The organism is Leclercia sp. J807 (assembly GCF_009734465.1).
Lineage (GTDB): Bacteria > Pseudomonadota > Gammaproteobacteria > Enterobacterales > Enterobacteriaceae > Enterobacter.
The window spans coordinates 1236678-1258828 of the sequence record NZ_CP046446.1 but is presented as its reverse complement, the minus strand read 5'-3'; the positions used below and the strand labels follow the sequence as shown (position 1 = coordinate 1258828).

General features: G+C 61.4%; 21 protein-coding genes. 8 read left to right on the top strand and 13 right to left on the bottom strand.

What is annotated here, in order from left to right; genetic code table 11:
* Nucleotides 1-90: 90 nt before the first annotated feature.
* The 4 genes from GNG26_RS05785 (at nucleotide 91) to GNG26_RS05770 (ending at nucleotide 2866) form a co-directional block, all read left to right on the top strand.
* Nucleotides 91-1188 (top strand): oxidoreductase, encoded by a 1098-nt coding sequence (locus GNG26_RS05785; protein ID WP_156238041.1) that lies wholly within the window; start codon nucleotides 91-93, stop codon nucleotides 1186-1188.
* A gap of 61 nt (nucleotides 1189-1249) precedes the next feature.
* Complete coding sequence (locus GNG26_RS05780) at nucleotides 1250-1993, top strand: SDR family NAD(P)-dependent oxidoreductase (RefSeq protein ID WP_114315651.1); 744 nt, start codon at nucleotides 1250-1252, stop codon at nucleotides 1991-1993.
* A 191-nt stretch (nucleotides 1994-2184) separates the two neighbouring features.
* The gene (locus GNG26_RS05775) at nucleotides 2185-2481 is read left to right on the top strand and encodes a type II toxin-antitoxin system RelE/ParE family toxin (protein ID WP_114387690.1); all 297 of its coding nucleotides are present in this window, start codon (nucleotides 2185-2187) and stop codon (nucleotides 2479-2481) included.
* Entirely contained in the window at nucleotides 2462-2866 is a 405-nt protein-coding gene (locus GNG26_RS05770; protein ID WP_114315653.1) for a helix-turn-helix domain-containing protein, read from the top strand. Before GNG26_RS05775 ends, GNG26_RS05770 begins: the two co-directional genes overlap by 20 nt.
* Here GNG26_RS05770 and GNG26_RS05765 read toward each other — a convergent pair.
* From GNG26_RS05765 to entC, 9 genes are all read right to left on the bottom strand, one after another.
* Nucleotides 2863-3060, bottom strand: coding sequence for a YbdD/YjiX family protein (locus tag GNG26_RS05765; protein WP_014169079.1), 198 nt, complete (start codon nucleotides 3058-3060; stop codon nucleotides 2863-2865). The genes GNG26_RS05770 and GNG26_RS05765 overlap by 4 nt on opposite strands.
* Before the next feature lie 58 nt (nucleotides 3061-3118).
* Nucleotides 3119-5224, bottom strand: coding sequence for a pyruvate/proton symporter CstA (gene cstA / locus GNG26_RS05760; RefSeq protein WP_156238040.1), 2106 nt, complete (start codon nucleotides 5222-5224; stop codon nucleotides 3119-3121).
* Nucleotides 5225-5431: 207 nt separating this feature from the next.
* Nucleotides 5432-5812, bottom strand: coding sequence for an outer membrane protein assembly factor BamE (gene bamE, locus GNG26_RS05755; protein ID WP_231604225.1), 381 nt, complete (start codon nucleotides 5810-5812; stop codon nucleotides 5432-5434).
* On the bottom strand, nucleotides 5790-6308 hold the full coding sequence (locus tag GNG26_RS05750) for a hypothetical protein (protein ID WP_231604224.1): 519 nt from the start codon (nucleotides 6306-6308) through the stop codon (nucleotides 5790-5792). The genes bamE and GNG26_RS05750 overlap by 23 nt, the downstream gene beginning before the upstream one ends.
* 160 nt (nucleotides 6309-6468) lie before the next feature.
* Nucleotides 6469-6882, bottom strand: coding sequence for a proofreading thioesterase EntH (gene entH, locus GNG26_RS05745; RefSeq protein WP_156238039.1), 414 nt, complete (start codon nucleotides 6880-6882; stop codon nucleotides 6469-6471).
* Nucleotides 6883-7635, bottom strand: coding sequence for a 2,3-dihydro-2,3-dihydroxybenzoate dehydrogenase EntA (entA, locus tag GNG26_RS05740; RefSeq protein WP_197080131.1), 753 nt, complete (start codon nucleotides 7633-7635; stop codon nucleotides 6883-6885).
* Entirely contained in the window at nucleotides 7632-8486 is an 855-nt protein-coding gene (locus GNG26_RS05735; RefSeq protein WP_156238038.1) for an isochorismatase, read from the bottom strand. The genes entA and GNG26_RS05735 overlap by 4 nt, the downstream gene beginning before the upstream one ends.
* A gap of 11 nt (nucleotides 8487-8497) precedes the next feature.
* The gene (gene entE, locus GNG26_RS05730) at nucleotides 8498-10096 is read right to left on the bottom strand and encodes a (2,3-dihydroxybenzoyl)adenylate synthase EntE (RefSeq protein WP_156238037.1); all 1599 of its coding nucleotides are present in this window, start codon (nucleotides 10094-10096) and stop codon (nucleotides 8498-8500) included.
* A 9-nt stretch (nucleotides 10097-10105) separates the two neighbouring features.
* Entirely contained in the window at nucleotides 10106-11281 is a 1176-nt protein-coding gene (entC, locus tag GNG26_RS05725; RefSeq protein ID WP_156238036.1) for an isochorismate synthase EntC, read from the bottom strand.
* Between the two features lie 187 nt (nucleotides 11282-11468).
* Here entC and fepB point away from each other — a divergent pair, with 187 nt between their 5' ends.
* Entirely contained in the window at nucleotides 11469-12428 is a 960-nt protein-coding gene (fepB, locus tag GNG26_RS05720) for a Fe2+-enterobactin ABC transporter substrate-binding protein (protein ID WP_156238035.1), read from the top strand.
* A gap of 111 nt (nucleotides 12429-12539) precedes the next feature.
* Here the strand turns inward: fepB and entS are convergent, their stop codons facing one another.
* On the bottom strand, nucleotides 12540-13775 hold the full coding sequence (entS, locus tag GNG26_RS05715) for an enterobactin transporter EntS (protein ID WP_156238034.1): 1236 nt from the start codon (nucleotides 13773-13775) through the stop codon (nucleotides 12540-12542).
* Between the two features lie 111 nt (nucleotides 13776-13886).
* On the opposite strand from entS, the gene fepD reads away from it, so the two are divergent.
* Genes fepD through fepC form a run of 3 tightly spaced genes read left to right on the top strand, consistent with a single transcriptional unit; the run spans nucleotide 13887 to nucleotide 16671 of the window.
* Nucleotides 13887-14891 carry a Fe(3+)-siderophore ABC transporter permease gene (gene fepD / locus GNG26_RS05710; protein ID WP_156238033.1) on the top strand — a complete coding sequence of 335 codons (1005 nt, stop codon included), beginning with the start codon at nucleotides 13887-13889 and terminating at the stop codon, nucleotides 14889-14891.
* Nucleotides 14891-15880 carry an iron-enterobactin ABC transporter permease gene (gene fepG, locus GNG26_RS05705; protein ID WP_156240137.1) on the top strand — a complete coding sequence of 330 codons (990 nt, stop codon included), beginning with the start codon at nucleotides 14891-14893 and terminating at the stop codon, nucleotides 15878-15880. The genes fepD and fepG overlap by 1 nt, the downstream gene beginning before the upstream one ends.
* Nucleotides 15877-16671: an iron-enterobactin ABC transporter ATP-binding protein gene (gene fepC, locus GNG26_RS05700; protein ID WP_156238032.1), complete on the top strand. Its 795-nt coding sequence runs from the start codon at nucleotides 15877-15879 to the stop codon at nucleotides 16669-16671. Before fepG ends, fepC begins: the two co-directional genes overlap by 4 nt.
* A gap of 97 nt (nucleotides 16672-16768) precedes the next feature.
* On the opposite strand, the gene entF is transcribed toward fepC, so the two are convergent.
* From entF to fes, 3 genes are read right to left on the bottom strand one after another with little or no spacing between them, the layout of a single operon-like run.
* Nucleotides 16769-20635 carry an enterobactin non-ribosomal peptide synthetase EntF gene (gene entF, locus GNG26_RS05695; protein WP_156238031.1) on the bottom strand — a complete coding sequence of 1289 codons (3867 nt, stop codon included), beginning with the start codon at nucleotides 20633-20635 and terminating at the stop codon, nucleotides 16769-16771.
* Nucleotides 20632-20844: an MbtH family NRPS accessory protein gene (locus GNG26_RS05690; RefSeq protein ID WP_156238030.1), complete on the bottom strand. Its 213-nt coding sequence runs from the start codon at nucleotides 20842-20844 to the stop codon at nucleotides 20632-20634. Before GNG26_RS05690 ends, entF begins: the two co-directional genes overlap by 4 nt.
* Before the next feature lie 14 nt (nucleotides 20845-20858).
* Nucleotides 20859-22061: an enterochelin esterase gene (fes, locus tag GNG26_RS05685; RefSeq protein WP_156238029.1), complete on the bottom strand. Its 1203-nt coding sequence runs from the start codon at nucleotides 22059-22061 to the stop codon at nucleotides 20859-20861.
* Between the last annotated feature and the right edge of the window lie 90 nt (nucleotides 22062-22151).

Below are 22151 nucleotides of genomic sequence, written 5' to 3'. Positions count from 1 at the left end.
GGAAAAAGCATAAGATAAAGCAAAATAGTATTAGCCATCCGGATGTCCAGACATAACATCAGGTTAGCGCTTCGCAAAAAGGAAACCCTCATGAGCAACACTGACATCCGCGTCGTTCCCGGCCCGGCAAACTACTACTCCCACCGCGGTGCTCTGGCTCGCCTGGACGATTTTTTTACCCCGGAGCAACTCTCCCGGGCGGTATGGATCTACGGTGAACGCGCCCTGACCGGGGCCCGACCGTTCCTGCCGGAAAGTTTTGACGCGGCTGGGGCAAAACGGGTGCTGTTTAAAGGCCACTGTAGCGAGCGCGATGTGAATCAGCTTGCAAAAGCCTCCGGCGCGGATCGCAGCGTGGTGATTGGCGTCGGCGGCGGCGCGCTGCTGGATACCGCCAAAGCGGTGGCCCGCCGCCTGGGTCTGCCGCTGGTGGCTATTCCCACCATCGCGGCCACCTGTGCCGCCTGGACCCCGCTGTCGGTGTGGTACAACGACGCCGGGCAGGCGCTCCATTTTGAGATCTTTGACGATGCCAACTATCTGGTGCTCGTCGAGCCCGAGATCGTCCTCAATGCCCCGGCAGAGTATCTGCTGGCGGGGATCGGCGACACGCTGGCGAAATGGTATGAAGCGGTGGTGCTGGCGCCAGAGCCCGAACAGCTGCCGCTGACGGTGAGGCTCGGCATTAACGGGGCGCTGGCGATCCGCGACGTGCTGCTGGCGCACAGCGAGCAGGCGTTAGCCGACCAGACGCGGCGCGAGGTGACGCGCGAGTTTCATGACGTGGTGGACGCCATCATCGCCGGTGGCGGCATGGTTGGTGGGCTCGGGGAGCGCTACACCCGCGTGGCGGCAGCGCATGCGGTGCATAACGGCTTAACGGTGCTGCCTCAGACCGCGCCATTCCTCCACGGCACCAAAGTGGCGTACGGGATTCTGGTGCAGAGCGCCCTGCTCGGCCAGGATGATGTGCTGCGCGAGCTGGTCGCGGCGTACCAGCGTTTTAACCTGCCCACCACCTTGCGTGAGCTGGAAGTGGACATCCATAACCGCGAGGCGCTGGACCGGGTTATCGCCCATACCCTGCGCCCGGTAGAGTCGATCCACGCCCTGCCGATCGCCCTGACGCCAGAGGTTCTGCGCGCCGCGTTTGAAAAAGTAGAAAACCTCAGCCGCCCGGCGCATTGACGCCGGGAACTGGCCCTCTATACCTAATGATGATCATCACCACTCTCGTAACGAGGTCATCATGCAGATCGATTTAACAGGTAAAAAGGCGCTGGTTACCGGTGCCAGTCGTGGGATAGGCCGTGCCATTGCGCTCTCCCTGGCACGTGCTGGCGCCGATGTGGTTATCACCTATGAGAAATCCGCCGATAAAGCCCAGGCCGTCGCGGATGAGATCCGCGCGCTGGGGCGGCACGCCGAGGCGATCCAGGCCGACAGCGCCAGCGCCCAGGCGATTCAGGATGCCGTCACCCAGGCGGCGCGAAGCCTCGGCGGGCTGGATATCCTGGTGAACAACGCCGGGATTGCGCGCGGTGGTCCGCTGGAGACGATGACCCTGGCGGACATTGATGCCCTTATCAACGTCAATATTCGCGGGGTGGTGATCGCCATTCAGGAGGCGCTGGTTCACATGTCCGACGGCGGGCGCATCATCAACATCGGCAGCTGTCTGGCGAACCGCGTCGCCCAGCCGGGCATCGCCGTTTACTCCATGACCAAATCGGCACTTAACTCCCTGACTCGCGGGCTGGCGCGCGACCTCGGACCACGCGGGATCACCGTCAACCTGGTCCACCCCGGCCCTACACACAGTGATATGAACCCGGAAGATGGCGAGCAGGCGCCCGCCCAGCGTCAGCTTATTGCCCTCGGGCACTACGGGCAGGCGGAGGATGTCGCCGCCGCGGTGACCTTCCTTGCCAGCCCGGCTGCCGGGCAGATCTCCGGCACCGGGCTGGATGTGGACGGCGGGCTGAACGCCTGACGCTTGCTCGCAGAACTGATGTATGCCTCTGTCGTCCGGCAGAGGCGTTTTCGACCCGCCTCGACAAACTCATTTTTGCCGCTTTTTCCGCTCTTCTCCTCGCCCTACAGTACCCCCATAAGTAATTCGGAATTTATCTAATAGTCTTATTATTTCCTTATATTTTGTGTGGGCGTACAGTGGAGGTACGGATGAAGATTGTCTGGTCAAAAACCGCGGAGAAGCAGTTAGCGAAAATCGATTCTCGCTATCGCTGGCGCATTGCACGCAGGCTGGCGAGTCTGGATGACCATGCCGCTCCCGTGGCAGATATTAAAAAATTGTCCTCACCCGAAAACCACCATCGATTGCGGGTGGGTGATTACAGGGTCATCTACACCCTTGAAAATCAGCAAAGTGATACCTGTTATGTGGTATCCGTTAAGCGTCGAACAACAACCACCTATCTTCATGAGGAGCATATGGAATATGACTGTGCAGTTGATTAAGGATGAAGAGGGAAAAACGCAATATGCCGTCATTCCGTACAGGGACTATCTTCGCATGCGCTTAGCCATGCTGGAGCAGGATGACGACGATGAAAGCGAATGGGAAGACATTCCATACGAATCAGATATCTACGATAATGTTGGCTTGCCGGGAGAGGTCTGCAACGTAATGCATAGCGAAAACGTCAGCCTGCAGGCGGCCTGGCGCATCTACCGCGGTCTTTCCCAGCAGGAGGTGGCCGACAAGCTGGGCATCAGCCAGTCCGCCGTATCACAGCTTGAGGCCGTGGACTCCCGCCCGCAAAAACGCACCCGCGAAAAGCTGGCGGCCATCTATGGCTGTAAGCAGGAGCAGATCAGCCTCTACTTACCGAAAGAGGGTTAACAGCACTTCGCGCCGCCTTTACCGCCGTAGCGGGCATCCTGGCGATCGCGGAAAAACGCTTCGTAGGTCATCGGCGTCTGGTCAGGATGATTGACGCGCATATGCTCGACGTAGTTGTCGTAATCCGGCACGCCGATCATCATTTTTGCGGCCTGACCTAAATATTTACCGGCTTTTGACAGGGTATCGAACATCACGTTTCTCTCACAAAAAGGTAGGCCGGGTAAGCGCTAGCGCCACCCGGCACACAGGTTAATGCGCCCCTTTCGCCTGGGTCACAATCTCTTCATAGTTGGCTGGCATCGGCTCATACGGCGTCTCTTTCGCCGTAGGTTTGTCCTGATTCAGGGCGGCCAGCGCGGTCTTCAGAGAATAGAGCGCCAGCACCACAACCACAACCATAAAGAAGATGGTCAGTCCGGCATCCAGACGGTTGTTAAAGACCAGCTGGGAGAGCTGCGACTCGGTATACTGCGCTGGGATCTTGCCGCTGTCGATCAACGCCTGGAACTTGTTGGCGATGGCCAGGAAGCCCACTTTGGCATCGCTGCTGAAGGCTTTCTGCCAGCCTGCGGTCAGGGTACAGATCAGCAGCCAGGCGGTTGGCACCAGAGCGACCCAGGCGTAACGCTGGCGTTTCATCTTGAACAGCACCACCGCACAGAGCATCAGCGCCATACCGGCCAGCATCTGGTTAGCGATACCGAACAGCGGCCACAGGGTGTTGATGCCGCCCAGCGGATCGACTACCCCCTGATGCAGGAAGTACCCCCAGGCCAGGACACAGAGCGCCGTCGCCAGCAGGTTGGCAGGCAGCGATTCGGTGCGTTTCAGGTTAGGTGAAATGACTCCCAGCAGATCCTGCAGCATAAAGCGCGCCGCACGTGTCCCGGCATCCACCGCCGTCAGGATAAAGAGCGCTTCGAAGAGGATGGCGAAGTGATACCAGAACGACACATCCATCAGACCGCCCAGCGCGCCGTGCAGAATGTAGGCCATGCCCACCGCCAGGGTTGGCGCACCGCCCGCGCGGGAGATAATCGACTGCTCGCCCACCTCGTTGGCGATCTGGGAGAGGGTATCCGGGGTAATGCTAAAGCCCCAGCCGCTGACCACCTGCGCCGCAGAGGCCACCACGTCCGCCGTACCGGCAGGCGCCAGCACCGCAATCGGGCTGTTCATTGCAAAGTAGACGCCCGGATCGATAATGCAGGCGGAGACCAGCGCCATAATGGCAACAAAGGACTCCATCAGCATACCGCCGTAGCCGATAAAGCAGGCCTGATTTTCATTAGCCAGCATCTTCGGCGTGGTGCCGGAGGCGATCAGGGCATGGAAGCCAGAGACCGCGCCACAGGCGATGGTGATAAACAGGAACGGGAACATATTGCCGGACCAGACCGGACCGGTGCCATCAATAAACTTTGTTACCGCAGGCATGGTCAGGGTCGGGCGCATGATCAGAATGCCAATCGCCAGGCCGACAATGGTGCCGATTTTCAGGAAGGTGGAGAGGTAATCGCGCGGGGCCAGCAGCAGCCACACCGGCAGCACCGCCGCCACAAAGCCATAGCCCACCAGCATCCAGGTCAGCTGCACGCCGGTATAGTCAAAGTACGGTGCCCAGGTTGGGCTCTCTGCCACCCAGCCACCGGAGATAATGGCGAAGACCAGGAAGACCAGGCCAATCACCGACACTTCGCCGATGCGCCCCGGCCGCAGATAGCGGATGTAGATCCCCATAAAGATTGCCAGCGGAATGGTAAAGGCGACGGTATATGTCCCCCACGGGCTGTGGGTCAGGGCTTTCACCACGATCATCGCCAGCACCGCGAGGATGATCACCATAATCATAAAGCAGGCCACCAGCGCAATCACCCCGGCGGTCGGCCCCATCTCCTCTTTTACCAGCTCACCGAGGGAACGCCCGTCGCGGCGAGTGGAGACAAACAGGACCATAAAGTCCTGCACTGCGCCTGCCAGCACCACCCCGGCGAGGATCCAGATCATCCCCGGCAGGTAGCCCATCTGCGCGGCCAGTACCGGCCCCACCAGCGGCCCGGCCCCGGCGATAGCGGCAAAATGGTGACCGAACAGCACTTTTTTGTCGGTTGGCACATAGTCCAGCCCATCGTTATGGCGCACCGCAGGCGTCATGCGCGTCGAATCGACCGAGAGGACGTTATGGGCAATAAACTTGCCGTAGAAGCGATAAGCAATCAGATAGATACAGACCGCCGCGACGACTATCCACAGCGCATTGATCTGCTCCCCCCGGTTAAGGGCGATATAGCCCAGGGCAAAGGCACCCACAACGGAGAGCCCTGCCCATAAAAGGTATTTCCCTGAGTTGTTCATAGTCGTTGTCCGTTGTCGTGAAACAGTGAGATGTTACATTTTGTTTCTAGAACAACCCTTAAAATTTAACAACTTTAAAACGCAATAATGTGTGGTCAAACCAGAGATTTACACCACAGTGTTAAGCCGATCACGACCAGGTCCCCTGGGGGCTAACGAAAAATCCCCGCACAGAGGCGGGGATCGAGAGAAAGCAAAGGCGCTTAATTACACCTTTTTATATTCACGGTGGGTAAGTACTTTATTTTCATTAAAGGTCAGTACCAGCGTCACGGATTCATCATAATTTACCGGAACGATAACATAGAGTGCGCGACCCTTGACTTTCGAGTGATATAACCACGTATTCTGGTGGTTGTAATCCTGCGGAATATCTGGTCGCCCCAGCAGAAGTAATACATCCTTTTTGGTCGTCTTACCCGGCACCAGTTTTTTATCCAGTTCGCTTTCCTGGAGTTTACTGACGCTTCCCTGTTGCGTCCGATCGATATTGCCAATACAACCGCTGAGCATCCCCATAAAAAATACCCCCGCCAGAATAAAGGCTGATGTTTTTATGGTGATCCTATTTACTGGTGTAACCTTCATATTGTTCGACCTTTTCGTCCAGGTAGATCTGATTTTCACTGTCATACTTCAGATGGGTCGCGTACAGGACGCAGTAGCCACTCTTATCCGAAACGGAAAGGCGGAACTCATAGGTTTCCCCTTTTTGCGGCACAAAGGTATAGCTTACAAAGCTACAGCCATAGAGAAACCTGAACCCAACCCGGGTCGGCGTTCCGGCATACACCTTTGTGTCGTAATAGGTGTCTTTATAGCGATCCGGATCGTTGCTGGCTTTCGGGAAGCCCAGATCGTGGGTGGGTCGTAATACAACAATGCTGGTAAAATCAACCGCACCATCTTTATTACCGTGCTGACTGATGGTAAACCCTGGCGGATTACCAATCATGCGAACATTTGCCGTATTTTGCTCGGAATCCGGCGGCGGCGTATAAGGTACTTTTCCCCAGTAGGTAGCGCATCCTGATAATAATAATGATGCAGCGAGCGCCCCTGGAATATATCCCATTTTTTTCATTGTCATTTCCTGTATATTCATGCCGCCGCGCAGCATAGCGAAAATTCGTAACGGCGACCATCCTGGCGCAATTAAAAAAAGGTTTTTTAGGATAAAGGTCCTGTTAATGTCGTTAAGGTAAATACAAATGATTCAGGGCAAGAATAATCTCGCCCCGATATTAACCTAGCACCATCGTACTCAACCGGCAGGTACAGCAGCGCCGTCCCTGTTCGTCATAGACCACGATCTCCCAGCTCTGGCTGGTGCGACCGAGATGTAGCGGCTGACACACCCCGCGCACCTTGCCCTGCGCCACTGCCCGGTGATGGGTGGCATTCAGCTCCGTGCCCACCACGCTCTGCCCGTCACGGCTCATCAGGAAGCCAGCCATCGACCCCAGGGTCTCCGCCAGCGCCGCCGAGGCGCCGCCGTGCAGTAAACCAAACGGCTGATGCGTCCGCGTATCTACCGGCATTTCGGCTTCCAGGGTGTCGTCTCCCAGCCGGGTGTAGACGATCCCCAGATGCGCCACCATCGTGTTCAGGCTGGTGGCGTTCAGCGCCTCCAGCGATAAATGACGTTTCCAGATCATCTAGGCCCCCAGCGTGGAGCCGCCGTCCACCACAATATCCTGCAACGTGATGTGGCTGGCGTGGTCGGAGGCGAGGAACAGCACGGTGCTGGCGATCTCCTCTGGACGGGCAATTTTACCCAGCGGAATGCCGAGCTTAAACTGCTCGCCAAACCCACGAATGCGCTGCTGCTCGGCATCGTCGCTTTTCCACAGGGTGCGCTGCATGTCGGTATCGGTGGAGCCCGGCGACACCAGATTAGAGCGCACGCCGCTCCCCGCCAGCTCCAGGCCGACGGTGAGCGCCAGGCTTTTCAGCGCCGCTTTCGAGGCGCCGTAAGCGCTCATGCCGATACGCGGCGTATGTGCCGCGTCGGAGGCGACGGTGACAATCGCCCCGCCCTGCTGACGACGGAACTGGCCCATCGTCTGCTGGAACAGGTTGAACGCCCCACCGACGTTGACCGCAAAGGTCTGCTGCCAGTCGTCCTGCGACAGCTGGTCAGTCGCCCCCATCCGTAAAATACCGGCAGCGTTCACCAATACATCAAGCCGCTCGAGGTTCGCCAGCAGACGCCCGCAAACCGCGTTGACCTGCTGCGCATCCGCCACATCCAGCACTTCGGTGACAAAAGGATATTCCGCCTGCGGGAAGGCGACATCAAAGCCCGTCACCTCCGCGCCCGCCGCCGCAAACGCCCGGGCCGTGGCGTAACCGATGCCCTTTCCGGCCCCGGTCACCCAGACGGTTTTACCCGTGAAATCCAGCATCATTTCACCTCGCGGGAGAGCAGCGCCCACCAGGCATCAAGGGTCGGGTTTTTCGCCAGCATCACGAAGTCGATATCGCCATGCACTTTGCGCCAGCGCGCCGCCAGGGCCATCATCCGCACGGAGTCCAGCCCGTAGTCGATCAGGTTTTCATCATCCATCGGCTCATCGGACTCATCCAGCAGAGGCAGGATGAGCTCGCGCAGCGCCGCTTTGCTGGCCGGCAGCGACGGCAGCAGCTCGTCGGTGGTCACCACGCGCCCGGAACGACCGGCCACATATTTGAGCGACATCAGGTGCTCGTCCCGGGTGAAGTCTGCCAGCGCATCGGCGACAAAGAATGGCTGAATGTCGCGCATAAAGGCGTCGGTGGCGGTGGTCATGCAGCCGATATGGGCGTACACGCCGGTGATGATCAGCTGGTCGCGGCCGCTCTCTTTAAGCATCTGCTCCAGCGGCGAGCGGTGAAACGCGCTGTAGCGCCACTTTACCAGCACGGTGTCGGCTTCGTCCGGCGTCAGTTCAGCCACGATGCGCTGCTGCTCCGGCGAGCGGGTCAGGCCCGGCCCCCACATATCATTCAGCAGGGCGCGGTCCTCATCGCTCTGCTCTTTCGGCTGGGCGGTGTAGTAAACCGGGATCCCCTGCTGTTTGCAGTAGTCGCGCAGCCGGGCAATGTTCGCCACCACCTGCGCCATCATCGGGCAGTTATCGCCCCAGAAGTTGAGGAAATACTCCTGCATATCGTGGATCAGCAGCGCGGCGCGCGCGGGCTCCAGCGTCCAGCTCACCTTATTGGTCGGCAGATCAGCCGCGCCTGGCAGCGCATAACCGGTTAATTTTGGAATTGCCATCGTCTTGCTCCTCAGCCCCGGGCCCGTTCGGCCAGCCACAGGCGTAATTGTTTTTTATCGACTTTCCCTACCGGCGTCAGCGGCAGTGCCTCCAGGCACTCGACGCGATCCGGCAGTTTGAATTCAGCCACGCCCTGCTCGCGCAGGAAGCGGCGCACCTCCACCGCGCGCAGGGGCTGTTTCACCACCAGATACGCGCAGCTCTTCTCGCCCAGCAGGCTGTCCTCCATGCTGACCAGCGCGGCGTGGATCACCGCCTCGTGGCGCAGGAGCAGGTTTTCCACCTCTTCGGCGGCAATTTTTTCACCGCCGCGGTTAATCTGATCTTTCTCACGCCCCTGCACAGTGATGTAGCCCTGCTCGTCAATGGCGATCAGATCCCCGGAGCAGTAAAAGCCGTTCTTATCGAAGGCGCTGGCGTTGTGCTCCGAGCTCTTGTAGTAGCCGCGGAAGGTGTACGGCCCGCGGGTCATCAGGCGTCCCACCTCGCCGCGCGGCAGCGGATTACCGTGCTCATCGGCCACCCACACTTCATCATCCGGACACATCGGGCGACCCTGGGTATTGGTGATCCGCTCCGGCGTATCGTCCAGCGCGGTGTAGTTCACCAGCCCTTCGGCCATGCCAAATACCTGCTGGAGCTGACAGCCGATCTCAGCCGGAATACGGGCGGCCAGGGTGGCGGAGAGTCGCGCCCCGCCCACCTGCAACAGTTGCAGGGACGCCAGTTGAGTCTTACCCGCCCCTTCCGCAATGGCCTGCAACCACAGGCTGACCGCAGGCGGCACCAGCGAAGTGACGGTGATCTGATGTTGTTCGATCAGCGGGAAGCAGAGCGTGGCGCTTGGATCGTTCGCCAGCACCACGCAGCCACCGGCCATAAAGACCCCCAGCGAGCCGGGGGAACTCATCGCGAAGTTATGCGCCGCCGGGAGCGCGTTCAGGTAACGCGTATCAGCGGTAATGCCGCAGATCTCGTTGCTGCGACAAATGCTGTAGTAGTAGTCGTTATGGGTACGCGGGATCAGCTTTGGCGTGCCGGTGCTGCCGCCGGAGAGCTGGAAAAACGCCACTTCGTCCGCCGGGGTTGGGCTGGCGATAAAATTTTCTGCCGGGCGGGCCATCGTTGCCTCCAGCCCGTCGCCGCGCAGCAGCACCACGCGCACGGAACGGTGCTGCTCCATAAAGGTGTGGAGGAAGTCGTCGCCAGCAAAGAGACCATGAGCGCGATCGGCAATCAGCAGCGCGGGTTCAATCTGGCTGGCGTAGGCGTTCAGCTCGCTGCGCTGATGGCTGAAGAGCGCATTAACCGGGGCCACCCCCACCTGTAACAGGGCGAAAAAGGTAATGTAAAACTCGGCGACGTTGCCCAGCTGCACCAGGGCGGTTTCACCCCGCTGAACGCCCTGCGCCTGCAATGCAGCTGCCAGGTTATTGACGGACTGCTGGAACTGGCCGTAGGTAAAGCGGCGTTCGCCGTCGATAATCGCCATCGCGTCGCTGTCGCCGTGGCGGGTGAGAATGTCCGTCAGGGGCAGATCCTGCCAGTAACCTTTTTCACGATAGCGGCGGGCAAATTCGTCGGGCCAGCGGGTAAAGGGAAGGGTCATGATTAATCCTTAATGCAAACCAAAAACGTTGAGCATGGTGGTCAGCTTCACGCCGGTTTCACGCCATTCGGCCACCGGGGAAGAGGCCGGAACAATTCCAGCGCCGGCAAACAGACGTACGCTGTTGGCCTGAATACGTGCGCAGCGGATGGTCACTACCCACTCACCGTTGCCTTCGCTGTCGCACCAGCCGACGATGCCGCCGAACAGCTCACGGTCGAACGGCTCCAGCTCGGCAATCAGCTCCTTCGCCGCCTGGTGCGGGAAGCCGCTCAATGCCGGGGTCGGGTGCAGCAGGCAGGCCAGGGTCAGGGCATTCTCATCTTCACGCGCTTCGCCTTCTACCGGGGTGGCGAGGTGCCACAGGGTCGGGGTAGTGACCAGCTGCGGCGAGGCAGGCATGGTCAGCTGATGGCTGCGCGGGGCCAGCACCGCCTTCATCGCCTGGGTGACCAGCTCATGTTCGTGACGATCTTTTGCCGAGGCCAGCAGCTTGTTTCCCGCCTCGCGATCGAGCATGTCATCCGGCTGACGACGAGCCGAGCCTGCCAGCGGCAGGGAGCTGAAGTGGGCCCCCTCTTTACGCAGCAGCAGCTCCGGGCTGGCGCCGAGCAGCACCCCGCCATCCTCCAGTGGGACGTGGAAATTAAAGCTGGCCGGGTTCTGGGCGATCAGTTTTTCCAGCAGCGCGCCGCTGTCGAGTTTCTCTTCAGTTGCGATATCGATCAGGCGCGACAGCACCACCTTGTTGACGCGCGGAGTGGCGGTCAACGCGGCGGCGCGAGCCACCATCTCTTCAAAGGCTAACTGGGCCGGGATCTCGGTACGGGATTTGACCGTCAGCGGTGAGGTCCGGGCGGCATAGCGGGCAGACTGCTGGCGCGCCGGGCGGGCAAAAGATTGCCACTGCTCCGGGATAAACAGCGACGACGGCTGGCGGGTATCAAAGGGGATGGCCCCCACCATCACCGGGTTAGCAATCCCGGCGGCTTTGGCATCGGCAAAGGCCTGGGTCAGCTTTTGCTGAAATGCGCTTGCCGGATCGTCGCCATTGACGGCAGGGGTCGTGAAACGGGCAAAGCAGCCAGACGTGGTGAAACTGCGGTAAGGCGACATAAAGAAGAAGCTCTCTTTTTGCAGCCGGGTCGCGGTGTGCTGAACATCCTCAGCCAGTGACGTATCCATATCATCCTCCTGAAATGATAAAAGCAGTAAGAATTATTATCATTTATATTTTCGCTGGCTAACCTAATCCCAGAGCGCAATGGTGTCAACAGCCCAGCGTGTAACTTATGCGACTATCGCTTGCATCCCTGCGGCTCATTCATGAAAATGAGAAGCATTAACTTCAACAAAAACAGGATGCCCCTTAGTGAAACTGCCCGCCTTTTGCCGTAACACCCTGCTTTTTATCAGCCTTTTATTTTCAGGATTAACCTCAGCCGTCGCCGCCGACTGGCCGCGTCAGGTGACGGACAGCCGCGGAACGCATACCCTTGAGAGCAAACCGACGCGGATTGTCTCCACCAGCTTGACCCTCACCGGCTCCCTGCTGGCCATTGACGCCCCGGTGGTCGCCAGCGGCGCCACCACCCCGAACAACCGGGTGGCGGACGATCAGGGTTTCTTGCGTCAGTGGGGTGATCTCGCGAAACAGCGTAAGCTGGCCCGGCTCTACATCGGTGAGCCGAGCGCAGAAGCGGTGGCCGCACAGATGCCGGATCTGATCCTCATCAGCGCCACCGGGGGCGATTCCGCCGTCGCGCTCTACGATCAGCTCTCCGCCATCGCCCCGACCCTTATCATCAATTACGACGATAAAAGCTGGCAGGCGCTGCTGACCCAGTTGGGCACGATTACCGGCCAGGAGCAGCAGGCCGCGGCGCGGATTGCGGAGTTTGATAAGCAGCTCGCCCGGGTAAAAGCGCAGATGACGCTGCCGCCGCAGCCGGTGAATGCCATTGTCTACACCGCTGCTGCTCACAGCGCCAACCTCTGGACCGCCGAGTCGGCGCAGGGCAAGCTGTTGCAACAGCTCGGCTTCTCTCTTGCCACTCTGCCCGCCGGGCTGAATCCGTCCCAGAGCCAGGGCAAGCGCCACGACATTGTGCAGTTAGGGGGGGAAAACCTGGCCGCCGGTCTGAACGGCGAAGGGCTGTTCCTGTTTGCCGGGGATCAGAAGGATGTGGATGCCATCTACGCCAACCCCCTGCTGTCCCATCTGCCGGCAGTGCAGAACAAACGCGTCTGGGCGCTGGGGACTGAAACCTTCCGTCTGGATTATTTCAGCGCCACCCGCGTGCTGGAGCGGTTAGAGACCTTGTTTAAATAGTCGTGCCTGTTGATGCCCGGTGGCGCTTCGCTTACCGGGCCTACGGTTCGTGACGGTGTAGGTTTTGTAGGCCGGGTAAGGCGTAGCCGCCACCCGGCACATTCCACCGCGTTACGCCGTGGCAACTTCCTGCCGGAACCGGCGTAGCTCCGCCAGCACCACCAGCAATATCGCGCCCACCATCGCCAGCACAAACCCGCTGCTGCTCGCCGAAGCCACCGGGGTCATGATTGCCCCCAGACCACCCAATATGGCGGCACCAATCGCATCGCCGGTAACGTTTTGCGCCGTCCACAAGCCGTTGATCCGCCCGAGCATCGCCTCCGGGGTCTGAGTCTGGATCAGGGTGTATTGCAGCAGCGAACTCACCGCGCTCAGCCAGCCAAACAGCGCCAGGCAGATCACCCCCAGCGCCCAGACCGGCATCAGGCTGAAGAAACCAATCGCAATAAACGAGGCCAGGGTTGCCAGCAGCATAATTAATCCCGGACGGGCACTCTGCGCCAGATTGCCGCTGGTGAGGGCGCCAAAGGCTGCACCCAGCGGGATGGCGGCATAGAGCAGGCCAATCTGCGACACGCTCATCTGCCACGCAATCGCCAGCGCCGGATAGAGCACCCGCACTGCGCTCGCCATCGTCAGCAGCCCACCCAGCAGAGCGATACCACCAATCAGCGGGTTGCTGAACAGAAAACGGATCGCCGCCAGCAGCGACTTAAGCGGATGCTCGCGCGGCTGGGGCGGAGGCGGCAGCAGCGGCAGCCGCAGCAGGGTTAAGGTGGTGATAAAGGTGCCCGCTGCCGCCAGGCCGTAGTTCCAGGCCACATTTCCGGTGCCGAGCAGCAGACCGCCGACCATCGGCGAGATCACCGATCCCAGACGCACGGTGAGCATGGTGATGGCCCCCGCCTGCATCAGGTTTTCGCGCCCCACCAGCGCAGGCGTCGCCGCCAGCAGCGCCGTCACCCCTAATGATGCAAAAAAGCCATCCCACAGACCGAGGGCATAGATGGCAATTAATGACGGCTCCGGCAGCAGCGCGTTCAGACAGAGACCGACAAAGCCCACCCCGCAGGTGCCCCGCGCCAGCAGAATCAGCTTCTTACGCTCGTAGCGATCCGCCAGCACTCCGCCCACCATCAGGCCGATAAACATCGCCCCGCCGGTGAGGGTAACAGAGAGCCCCACCAGCCAGCTGGAGTGGGTCATCATCTGGATTTGTACCGGGACGGCCACGCCGAGCAGGCCAAGGGATAAAATAGAGATAAAACGGGCAATAAAAACAGCACGAAACGCCGGATGGGTCTTCAGCAAACTCAGATTGAGCAGCCAGGATTGTCGGGTCATTACAAAGCCTTAATGGTTTCTTTTGTACCAATTCCATGGCCGCACATGCTAACATAGCTAAATAAGATAGATAACGATAATTACTATCATTATCAAATCATGGACGTAGCTATGTCGTACTCCTTTTCCGCGTCACGCGCCGTTGCCGTGCCCGGCTTACTGTTACTGCTCACGCTGGCGATTGCCCTCAGCCTGTTGGTGGGCGCCAAACCGCTGCCCTTTTCGGTGGTGGTGGATGCCCTCTCCGCTACCTGTCAAAGCGCCGACTGCACCATCGTGCGGGATGCCCGCCTGCCGCGCACCCTGGCCGGCCTGCTGGCCGGTGCCGCCCTCGGTCTCGCCGGGGCGTTGATGCAAACCCTGACCCGCAATCCACTTGCCGACCCCGGCATTCTTGGCGTTAACGCCGGAGCGAGCTTCGCCATCGTGCTGGGCGCGGCGCTGTTTGGCTTTTCCACCCCCGGCGAACAGCTGGTGATGGCGCTGTGCGGCGCCTTTGCCGCCTCCCTGCTGGTAGCCTTTACCGGCAGCCAGGGCGGCGGCCAGCTCAGCCCGGTGCGCCTGACGCTGGCGGGCGTGGCGCTCGGCGCGGTGCTGGAGGGGCTCTCCAACGGCATCGCCCTGCTCAACCCGGACGTTTACGACCAGCTGCGCTTCTGGCAGGCGGGCTCCCTGGATATCCGCACCTTGCAAACGTTGCAGGTGGTGAGCGTGCCGGTACTGATCGCCGCCGCCGTGGCGCTGCTGTTAAGCCGGGCGCTTAACAGCCTGAGCCTTGGCAGCGACACCGCTACCGCGCTCGGCAGCCGGGTGGCACGCACTCAGCTTCTGGGATTACTGACCATCACCGTATTGTGCGGGAGCGCCACGGCGGTGGTGGGCCCCATCGCCTTTATCGGCCTGATGATGCCGCACATGGCCCGCTGGCTGGTGGGGGCCGATCACCGCTGGTCGTTGCCGGTGACATTGCTTGCCACCCCTGCCCTGCTGCTGTTTGCCGATATCCTGGGACGGCTGCTGGTACCGGGTGAACTGCGGGTATCCGTGGTCAGCGCCTTTATCGGCGCGCCGGTGCTGATCTTCCTGGTGCGCCGCAAGCGCGGAGGTGGAGTGTGATGGCCCCTTCTCGTCGTTTAGTGTTCAGCTGCCTGCTGCTGGTGCTGGTGAGTCTCGCCGTGGCGATCGTCAGCCTGCAAAGCGGCGCGGTGACGCTCGATTTCTCTCAGGTCTTTAACGCCCTCACCGGCAGCGCGCCGCGCAATATCACCATGGTGGTGACGGAATGGCGACTGCCAAGGGTGGCGATGGCGCTGCTGGTGGGCGCGGCGCTGGGGATCAGCGGCGCGATATTCCAGTCGCTGATGCGCAACCCGCTGGGCAGCCCGGACGTGATGGGCTTTAACACTGGCGCCTGGAGCGGCGTGCTGGTGGCGATGGTGCTGTTTGGTCAGCACCTGACGGCCATTACGCTTGCGGCCATGGCGGGGGGCATTCTCACTTCGCTGGTGGTCTGGGCGCTGGCCTGGCGCGATGGGATCGAGACCTTCCGCCTGATCATCATCGGCATCGGCATGCGCGCCATGCTGATGGCCTTTAATACCTGGCTGCTGCTGCAGGCGTCGCTGGAGACCTCGCTCTCTGCCGGGCTGTGGTTCGCCGGGTCGCTCAATGGTCTGACGTGGGCCAAAACCCTGCCCGCCGCCCCGCTGATCCTGCTGATGTTTATCTCCGCCATGTTGCTGGTGAAGCGCATGCGGCTGCTGGAGATGGGCGATGACAGCGCCTGTGCGCTGGGGGTGAGCGTCGAGCGTTCGCGCCTGATGCTGATGCTGGTGGCGGTGGTATTAACCGCCGCGGCCACCGCCATCGCCGGGCCGATCTCCTTTATTGCGCTGGTGGCGCCGCACATTGCCCGCCGTCTGAGCGGCACCGCCCGCTGGGGATTAACCCAGTCGGCGCTGTGCGGATCGCTCTTGCTGCTGGCGGCGGATCTCTGCGCCCAGCGACTGTTTATGCCCTATCAACTTCCGGTGGGGGTGGTGACCGTCAGTCTTGGCGGCATCTACCTCATCGTCTTGCTTGTTCAGGAGTCCCGCAAGAAATGAGTGCCAATCTGACCCGCTTGCGCGGCGACAATCTGACCCTTGGCTACGGTAAGAAAATCGTGGCCGAGGATCTGCAGGTGGCGATCCCCGACGGCCACTTTACCGCCATTATCGGCCCCAACGGCTGCGGGAAATCGACGCTCTTACGTACCCTGAGCCGTCTGATGACGCCGCTGCACGGCAGTGTTTATCTCGATGGCGAGCAGATCCAGCGCTTTGCCAGCAAAGAGGTGGCGCGCCGGGTCGGGCTGCTGGCGCAAAACGCCACCACGCCGGGGGATATCACGGTGCAGGAGCTGGTGGCGCGCGGGCGCTATCCGCACCAGCCGCTGTTTACCCGCTGGCGTAAAGAGGATGAAGTGGCGGTAGCCAAAGCGATGCAGGCCACCGGCATTACCGACCTGGCGGCGCAGAGCGTGGATACCCTCTCCGGCGGGCAGCGCCAGCGGGCGTGGATTGCGATGGTGCTGGCCCAGGAGACGTCGATCATGCTGCTGGATGAGCCGACCACCTGGCTGGATATCAGCCATCAGATCGATCTGCTGGAGCTGCTGAGCGACCTCAACCGCACCCAGGGCTTTACCCTGGCGGCGGTGCTGCATGACCTGAACCAGGCCTGCCGCTACGCCACCCATTTGATAGCCCTGCGCGACGGCAAGATTGTGGCGGAGGGAGCACCGAAAGCGATCGTCACCCCGGATCTGATCGAGCGGATCTACGGCATGCGCTGCATGATTATTGACGATCCGGTGGCGGGCACGCCGCTGGTGGTGCCGCTGGGACGGCGGTAAAAAAAACGCCGGGTGGCGGCTGCGCCTTACCCGGCCTACAAAACCCTTATGGCACGGTCCGTCGGCCCGGCAAGCGCAGCGCCGCCGGGCGTTGTTGCTACCCCAGAATCTCCTTCAACACCGGACCGATTTGCTCAAACGCCTGCGGGGAGATGATATCCACGTGGGCGCAATCCTGATGGTAGACCTCTAACTCCCCTACCCACGGCGCCCAGGCCTGCTGCGGATCCATCGTTCGCGTGCGTTCGGCAACAAACAGCGTCGCTTTGCCGTCAAAGGTTGAGCTGTGCGCCGTGGTCAGCAGGCGCACCGCATCGGCGTAGTTACCCTCAATGGCGCTAAACAGCTCCCCGGATGTTTGCCCCTGCTGGGCGGCGAGGAACGCCTGTCGCTCACGCTCGATCTCCGCTAAGACCTCAGGATCCAGGCCGTTGGCCTCTTTTTCGGACCAGTTTTGCGTCTCCGGCGGCCAGGTATCCAGCAGCCCCAGGAACGCCACCTCTTCTCCCTGCGCGCGCAGGCGGGCGGCGATCCCCTGGGCCAGGGTGCCGCCCAGCGAATAGCCGAACAGGTAATAAGGCCCGTGCGGCTGTTGAGCCCGGAGCGTCGCCAGGTGGTGCTCGATCACCTCGTCCAGGGTAGCGCAGTGTTGCATCGGCCCCGGGCGCGGCGACTGAATGCCAATGATCGACCAGCGCGGACTCAGGTAGCGGGCCAGGACGCTGAACTGCCAGGCAAACCCGGAGGCGGGATGGAAGCAGAACAGCGTCGGGCCGTGGCTTTCGCGCAGAGGCAATAGTGTCTCGTAGCCCAGACGCTGAGCCTGCTCGTCGCTGATGTCGGATGCCAGTAAGGCGCTCAGCTTGCCTACCGTCGGGGCCACCATCACCTGGCCGGGGGTCACCTGACGGGCAAAGTGGCGGCTGAGGCTGGCGGCAAGACGCATCGCCAGCAGCGAGTGGCCGCCAAGGGCAAAGAAATCCGCCTCGATGTCGTAGATCTCGCAGCCCAGCAGGGCGGAAAACGCCGCGGCAATGGTCCATTCGGCGTCGGTTTGTGGCGGGCGCCCCTCGGCTTTAACCGTCAGTTCCGGCAGCGGCAGCGCCTTACGATCCAGCTTGCCGTTGGCGCTGAGCGGCAGGTCACTGAGTTGCAGTAACACTACCGGCACCATGTGCGGCGGCAGTTGGGCTTTCAGCGCAGTTAAAAGCGCATCGCGATCCAGCGGCAGGCCGGATTCCGAAACCACGTAACCCACCAGTTGCCGGGCATCGCCGCCGGTATCTGCCGCCTGGTTGATGACGCAGGCGTGGGTCACCGCCTGGGCCACGTCCGGCAGGGTCAGTATCGCCCGGTCGATTTCACCCAGCTCGATGCGCTGGCCGCGAATTTTCAGCTGATCGTCGCTGCGGCCCAGATACTCCACCGCGCCGTTATCCAGCCAGCGGGCCACGTCCCCGGTGCGGTACATGCGTTCGCCGGGGGCAAAGGGATCGGCGATAAAGCGGCTGGCGGTCAGCTCCGGGCGGCCCAGGTAGCCCTGCGCCAGCTGGATGCCGGTGAGGTACAGATCCCCCGCCACGCCGAACGGCACCGGGCGCATCATCCCATCCAGAATGCGCAGGCCGGTATTCCACACCGGGAAACCAATCGGCACGCTGTTACCTTCTACTGCCGCCAGCTCCGGGCCATACGCCGGATACCAGCTGACATCCACCGCCGCTTCGGTGGGGCCATAGAGATTATGCAGCGGCACCTGGGTGAGCTGCTCCCACTCCCTGCACAGGGCGGTGGGCAGGGCTTCGCCGCTGCAGAATACCTGCTTCAGGCTGGCGCAGCAGGCAACATTTTCCGGGGTCAGCGACGCGACAAAGGCCGCTAACATCGACGGCACAAAGTGGGTGGTGGTGACGCCATATTTCCCGAAGAATTCCTGCATCGCCAGCGGATCGCGGTGCGCCTCCGGCTCGGCCATCACCAGCTTCGCCCCGGCGATAAACGGCCACCAGAACTCCCATACCGAGACGTCAAAGCTGCACGGCGTTTTTTGCGCCACCACGTCTGCGGCTGTGAGCGGGTAGTGGTTTTGCATCCACAGCAGGCGGTTGACGATGGCGGTCTGCCCGACCATCACCCCTTTCGGTCGTCCTGTTGAGCCAGAGGTAAAGATGATATAAGCGGTCTGTTCCGGCCTGCTCAGGTGCAGAGGTGTGGCATCCGCCGCAGGCAATAGTATGTTGTAACTAAAAATCGCCACCGGCAGATGGTCAAAGCGCGGGCGCTGGTCGTCGGTAGTGATCAGCAGCGAGGGTTGCGCATCCTCGATCATCATCTGCAGGCGATCGTCGGGATAGCCGGTGTCCAGCGGCAGCCACGCGGCCCCCGCTTCGACAATGGCATGCAGGGCCAGGGTCAGGAACACCGAGCGCGGGAGCGCCACCGCCACGCTGTCGCCGGGCTTCACCCCGCGCTCGCGCAGGAGATGCGCCAGGGCCACCACCTGCTCGCGCATCTGGCGGTAGGTCAGCTCGTATTGCGCATCGGCCAGCGCCGGGGCGTCCGGGGTTTTCGCCGCCTGCTCCGCCACCAGCCCGCTCAGGGTGGTGCGCGGCAGCGGAACCGCGGTCTGGTTAATCTTTTCCAGCTGCTGATATTCAACATCAGAGACCGTTTCGGCCTCGCCGCAGCGCAGGTCGCTGTTAGCGGCAAACTGCGCCAGCAGCCCATGAAGGCGCTCGACGTGGCGCGCCAGGGTGGCCTCGTCGTAACGCTGTTTATTGGCGAGGATCTCAATGCTCAGGCCGCCCTGCTCGTCCGGGAAGAGCGCCATCTCCAGATCGTTGACCGGGCCGGTGGCGAGGGTATGGGTCACCGCCTGTACGCCGTCGATATCCAGCTGATAGTCGAAGACCTTGACGTTAAACACCGGGCCAAACAGCGCCTCGTCACTGGCGGCACGCCCGCTGTCGCGGACGATCTGCTCGGCGTCGTAACGCTGATGGCGGCGCATCTTTTTCATCTGCCCCGCCAGGCGCTGGGCCAGTTCCGGCAGCGTCTCCTGCGGGTTGATGTTCACCGCCAGGGGCAGCACATTCAGCACCGGGCCGGTGGCGGTCAGCGCCGCGGAGCCCATCCGGCGCATAAAGATAAACCCGGCGGCGTAGCTCATCCGTCCGGTCAGGCGGGCGAGCCACAGGGCCACCAGCGCCAGGGCCAGGTCGGTGCGCTGGCTCTGGCTGTTATTCGCAAGCTGGCTGAAGACGTGGCGATCGGCGGTCAGCTTCAGGCGCAGAATATCAGTTGTGGCGGCGCGCCCCGGCAGCGGCGCGCTGGAGAGCGACACCGGCGGCGGAAGCTGCCTGCGCTGCTCGGCCCAGAAGGCGCCGTCGCGGGCCCAGGCCTCGCTCTGCTGGTAGCGCTGATACTCCTCCACCACCTCAGCAAAGGGGGTAAACGGCGATTCCGGCGTGGCTTCCCCCTTAGACCAGGCGCGGTAAATGGCGGCGATCTGCCGGGTAATGGCCGGGAAACTGAAGCCATCCACCACTAAATGGTGATAGCGCTGATACCAGTACCAGCGTTTATCCGCCACCTGAAGCAGCAGGTGGAAGGCCAGCGGCTGACCGCTGTCGACGCGCAGATTCTGGTTGAGGTCGGCCTGCATGGTTGCCAACGCCGCGGCATGCGGGTCGGCGTGGTGGCGCAGGTCGATAATTTGCGGTTCCGGCAGGGTAGCACTCTCGTCCACCCACTGCCCGATCTCGCCGTTATCTTCGGTAAACCGCATGCGCAGGGTATCGGCCTGCATCATGCCCGCCACCACCGCTTTCGCCAGCAATGGCGCATCCACCGGGCCGGTCAGCTCGACGTAGTGGGCCACGCTCCAGACATTGGGCAGGTCGGAGAGCTGTTCCGCCATCCAGATCCCCGGCTGGGCCGCCACGAGTGGGTGTTTTACGCTCATGGAGTCACCTGTGCAAAATGGGCCGGGATCAGGGTTTGCCAGTGGGCCGCCAGCCACTGCTGACAGGCTTCCTGCGACTGCGCCTCACACACCACGTGCCAGCCGTCAGGCAAGGCGCACTGTTGGGGCCAGAGGCTGTACTGCTGTTGGGCATTTTGCACAATAGTGAACAGACCCTGCGGATCGTCGAAGGGGTTACTGAATTCCATACCAGACTCCATTATTAAATAAGCGGCTGCCAGAGAGTCATCAGCCCCTGCGTCAGCCCTCCCCGCCAGCAAAGTGCATCATGTCCGCCGTCCACCGGACGCCAGAAAACCGGCTGCTGTGTCTGCTGTAGCTCGGCATACAGCGCCTGACAGGCGCGAAAAATCAGCGGTTCACGTCGCCCCGCCTCCAGGACAATGCGCAGCCCCTGGGCTGAAAGTTGTTGGTTTTTAATTTGTTCGATGATCACGCCCTCCTGCTTGCCGCCGCGATGTGGCCACCAGAACGACCCCGACTGGCTGAGCACGCAGCCAAAGCGCTGGGGCCAGTGCAGCCCGGCATAAAGCGCCGAGAGGCCGCCAAAGCTCTGCCCGGCGACTACGGTGCGATCGGCGCGGTCGCTGAACGGCGCCCGCGCCTGCACCTGCGGCAGTAGCTCCTCCTGAACGGCGAGCCAGAAATCGGGATTGCAGGGGAGCTCGCGGCTGCGATGGTCGGTGTCGATGACGTCGACCAGCACGTAGACCGCAGGCGGTAACTGGCCATCGAGGGTGAGCGCCGTCAGCGCGGGCCAGACCGGCATGCTCTCGGCCCAGAACTGGCCGTCCAGCAGCACCGCCAGCGGACGTTCGTCTGGGAATGCCTCGCCGGTGGTAAAGATCCATACCCGGCGGGTGTTGCCGAGCCTTGCGCTCTGCCAGGTGATGCACTGCGCCGGTTGATACGGGGTGTCCGGGCGATCCCAGCCAGGCTGTAATGGCGCCTCGGGCATTTCGAGAGCCGAGACCGGATGGCCGCGTCCGCCGCGCCAGTGCTGCGGGTTGCGCGGATCGGCGATGGCCTTTGGCAGCAGCCTGCGCCAGCCTTCGCGCAGGGCCATGCGGTCCGGGGGATCGCTGGCAAACACCGCATCCGCAAAGTCGTCGTCGCGTTCAGAGGGGATAAAACAGTAGCTGCCGCGCCAGTGGGGGCTGAACTCACCCTGCCACTGCCAGACGTCGGTGCCATTAATGCGCTCCAGCGTCTGGGGGCGGGCGTTATGGTGGTGATCGGTCACGCCGGTGATATAGAGCCACACCCTTTTTAGCGGCGAGGTCTGCTCCGTGCCCTGCGGGTCGCGCCAGCAGAACGTCACCCGATAATGATCCCCCTCCCGCACCCGGTCGGGCCCCTGTTTCGACTGCCACCAGGCATCACTTCCCGTTTCCAGCGTCGTCACCGATTTAACCCCATGATTTGTTCTGAATTGTTGATTAAAGATAAACAATATCGATAATATTATTGATAACTATTTGCATTTGCAATAGCG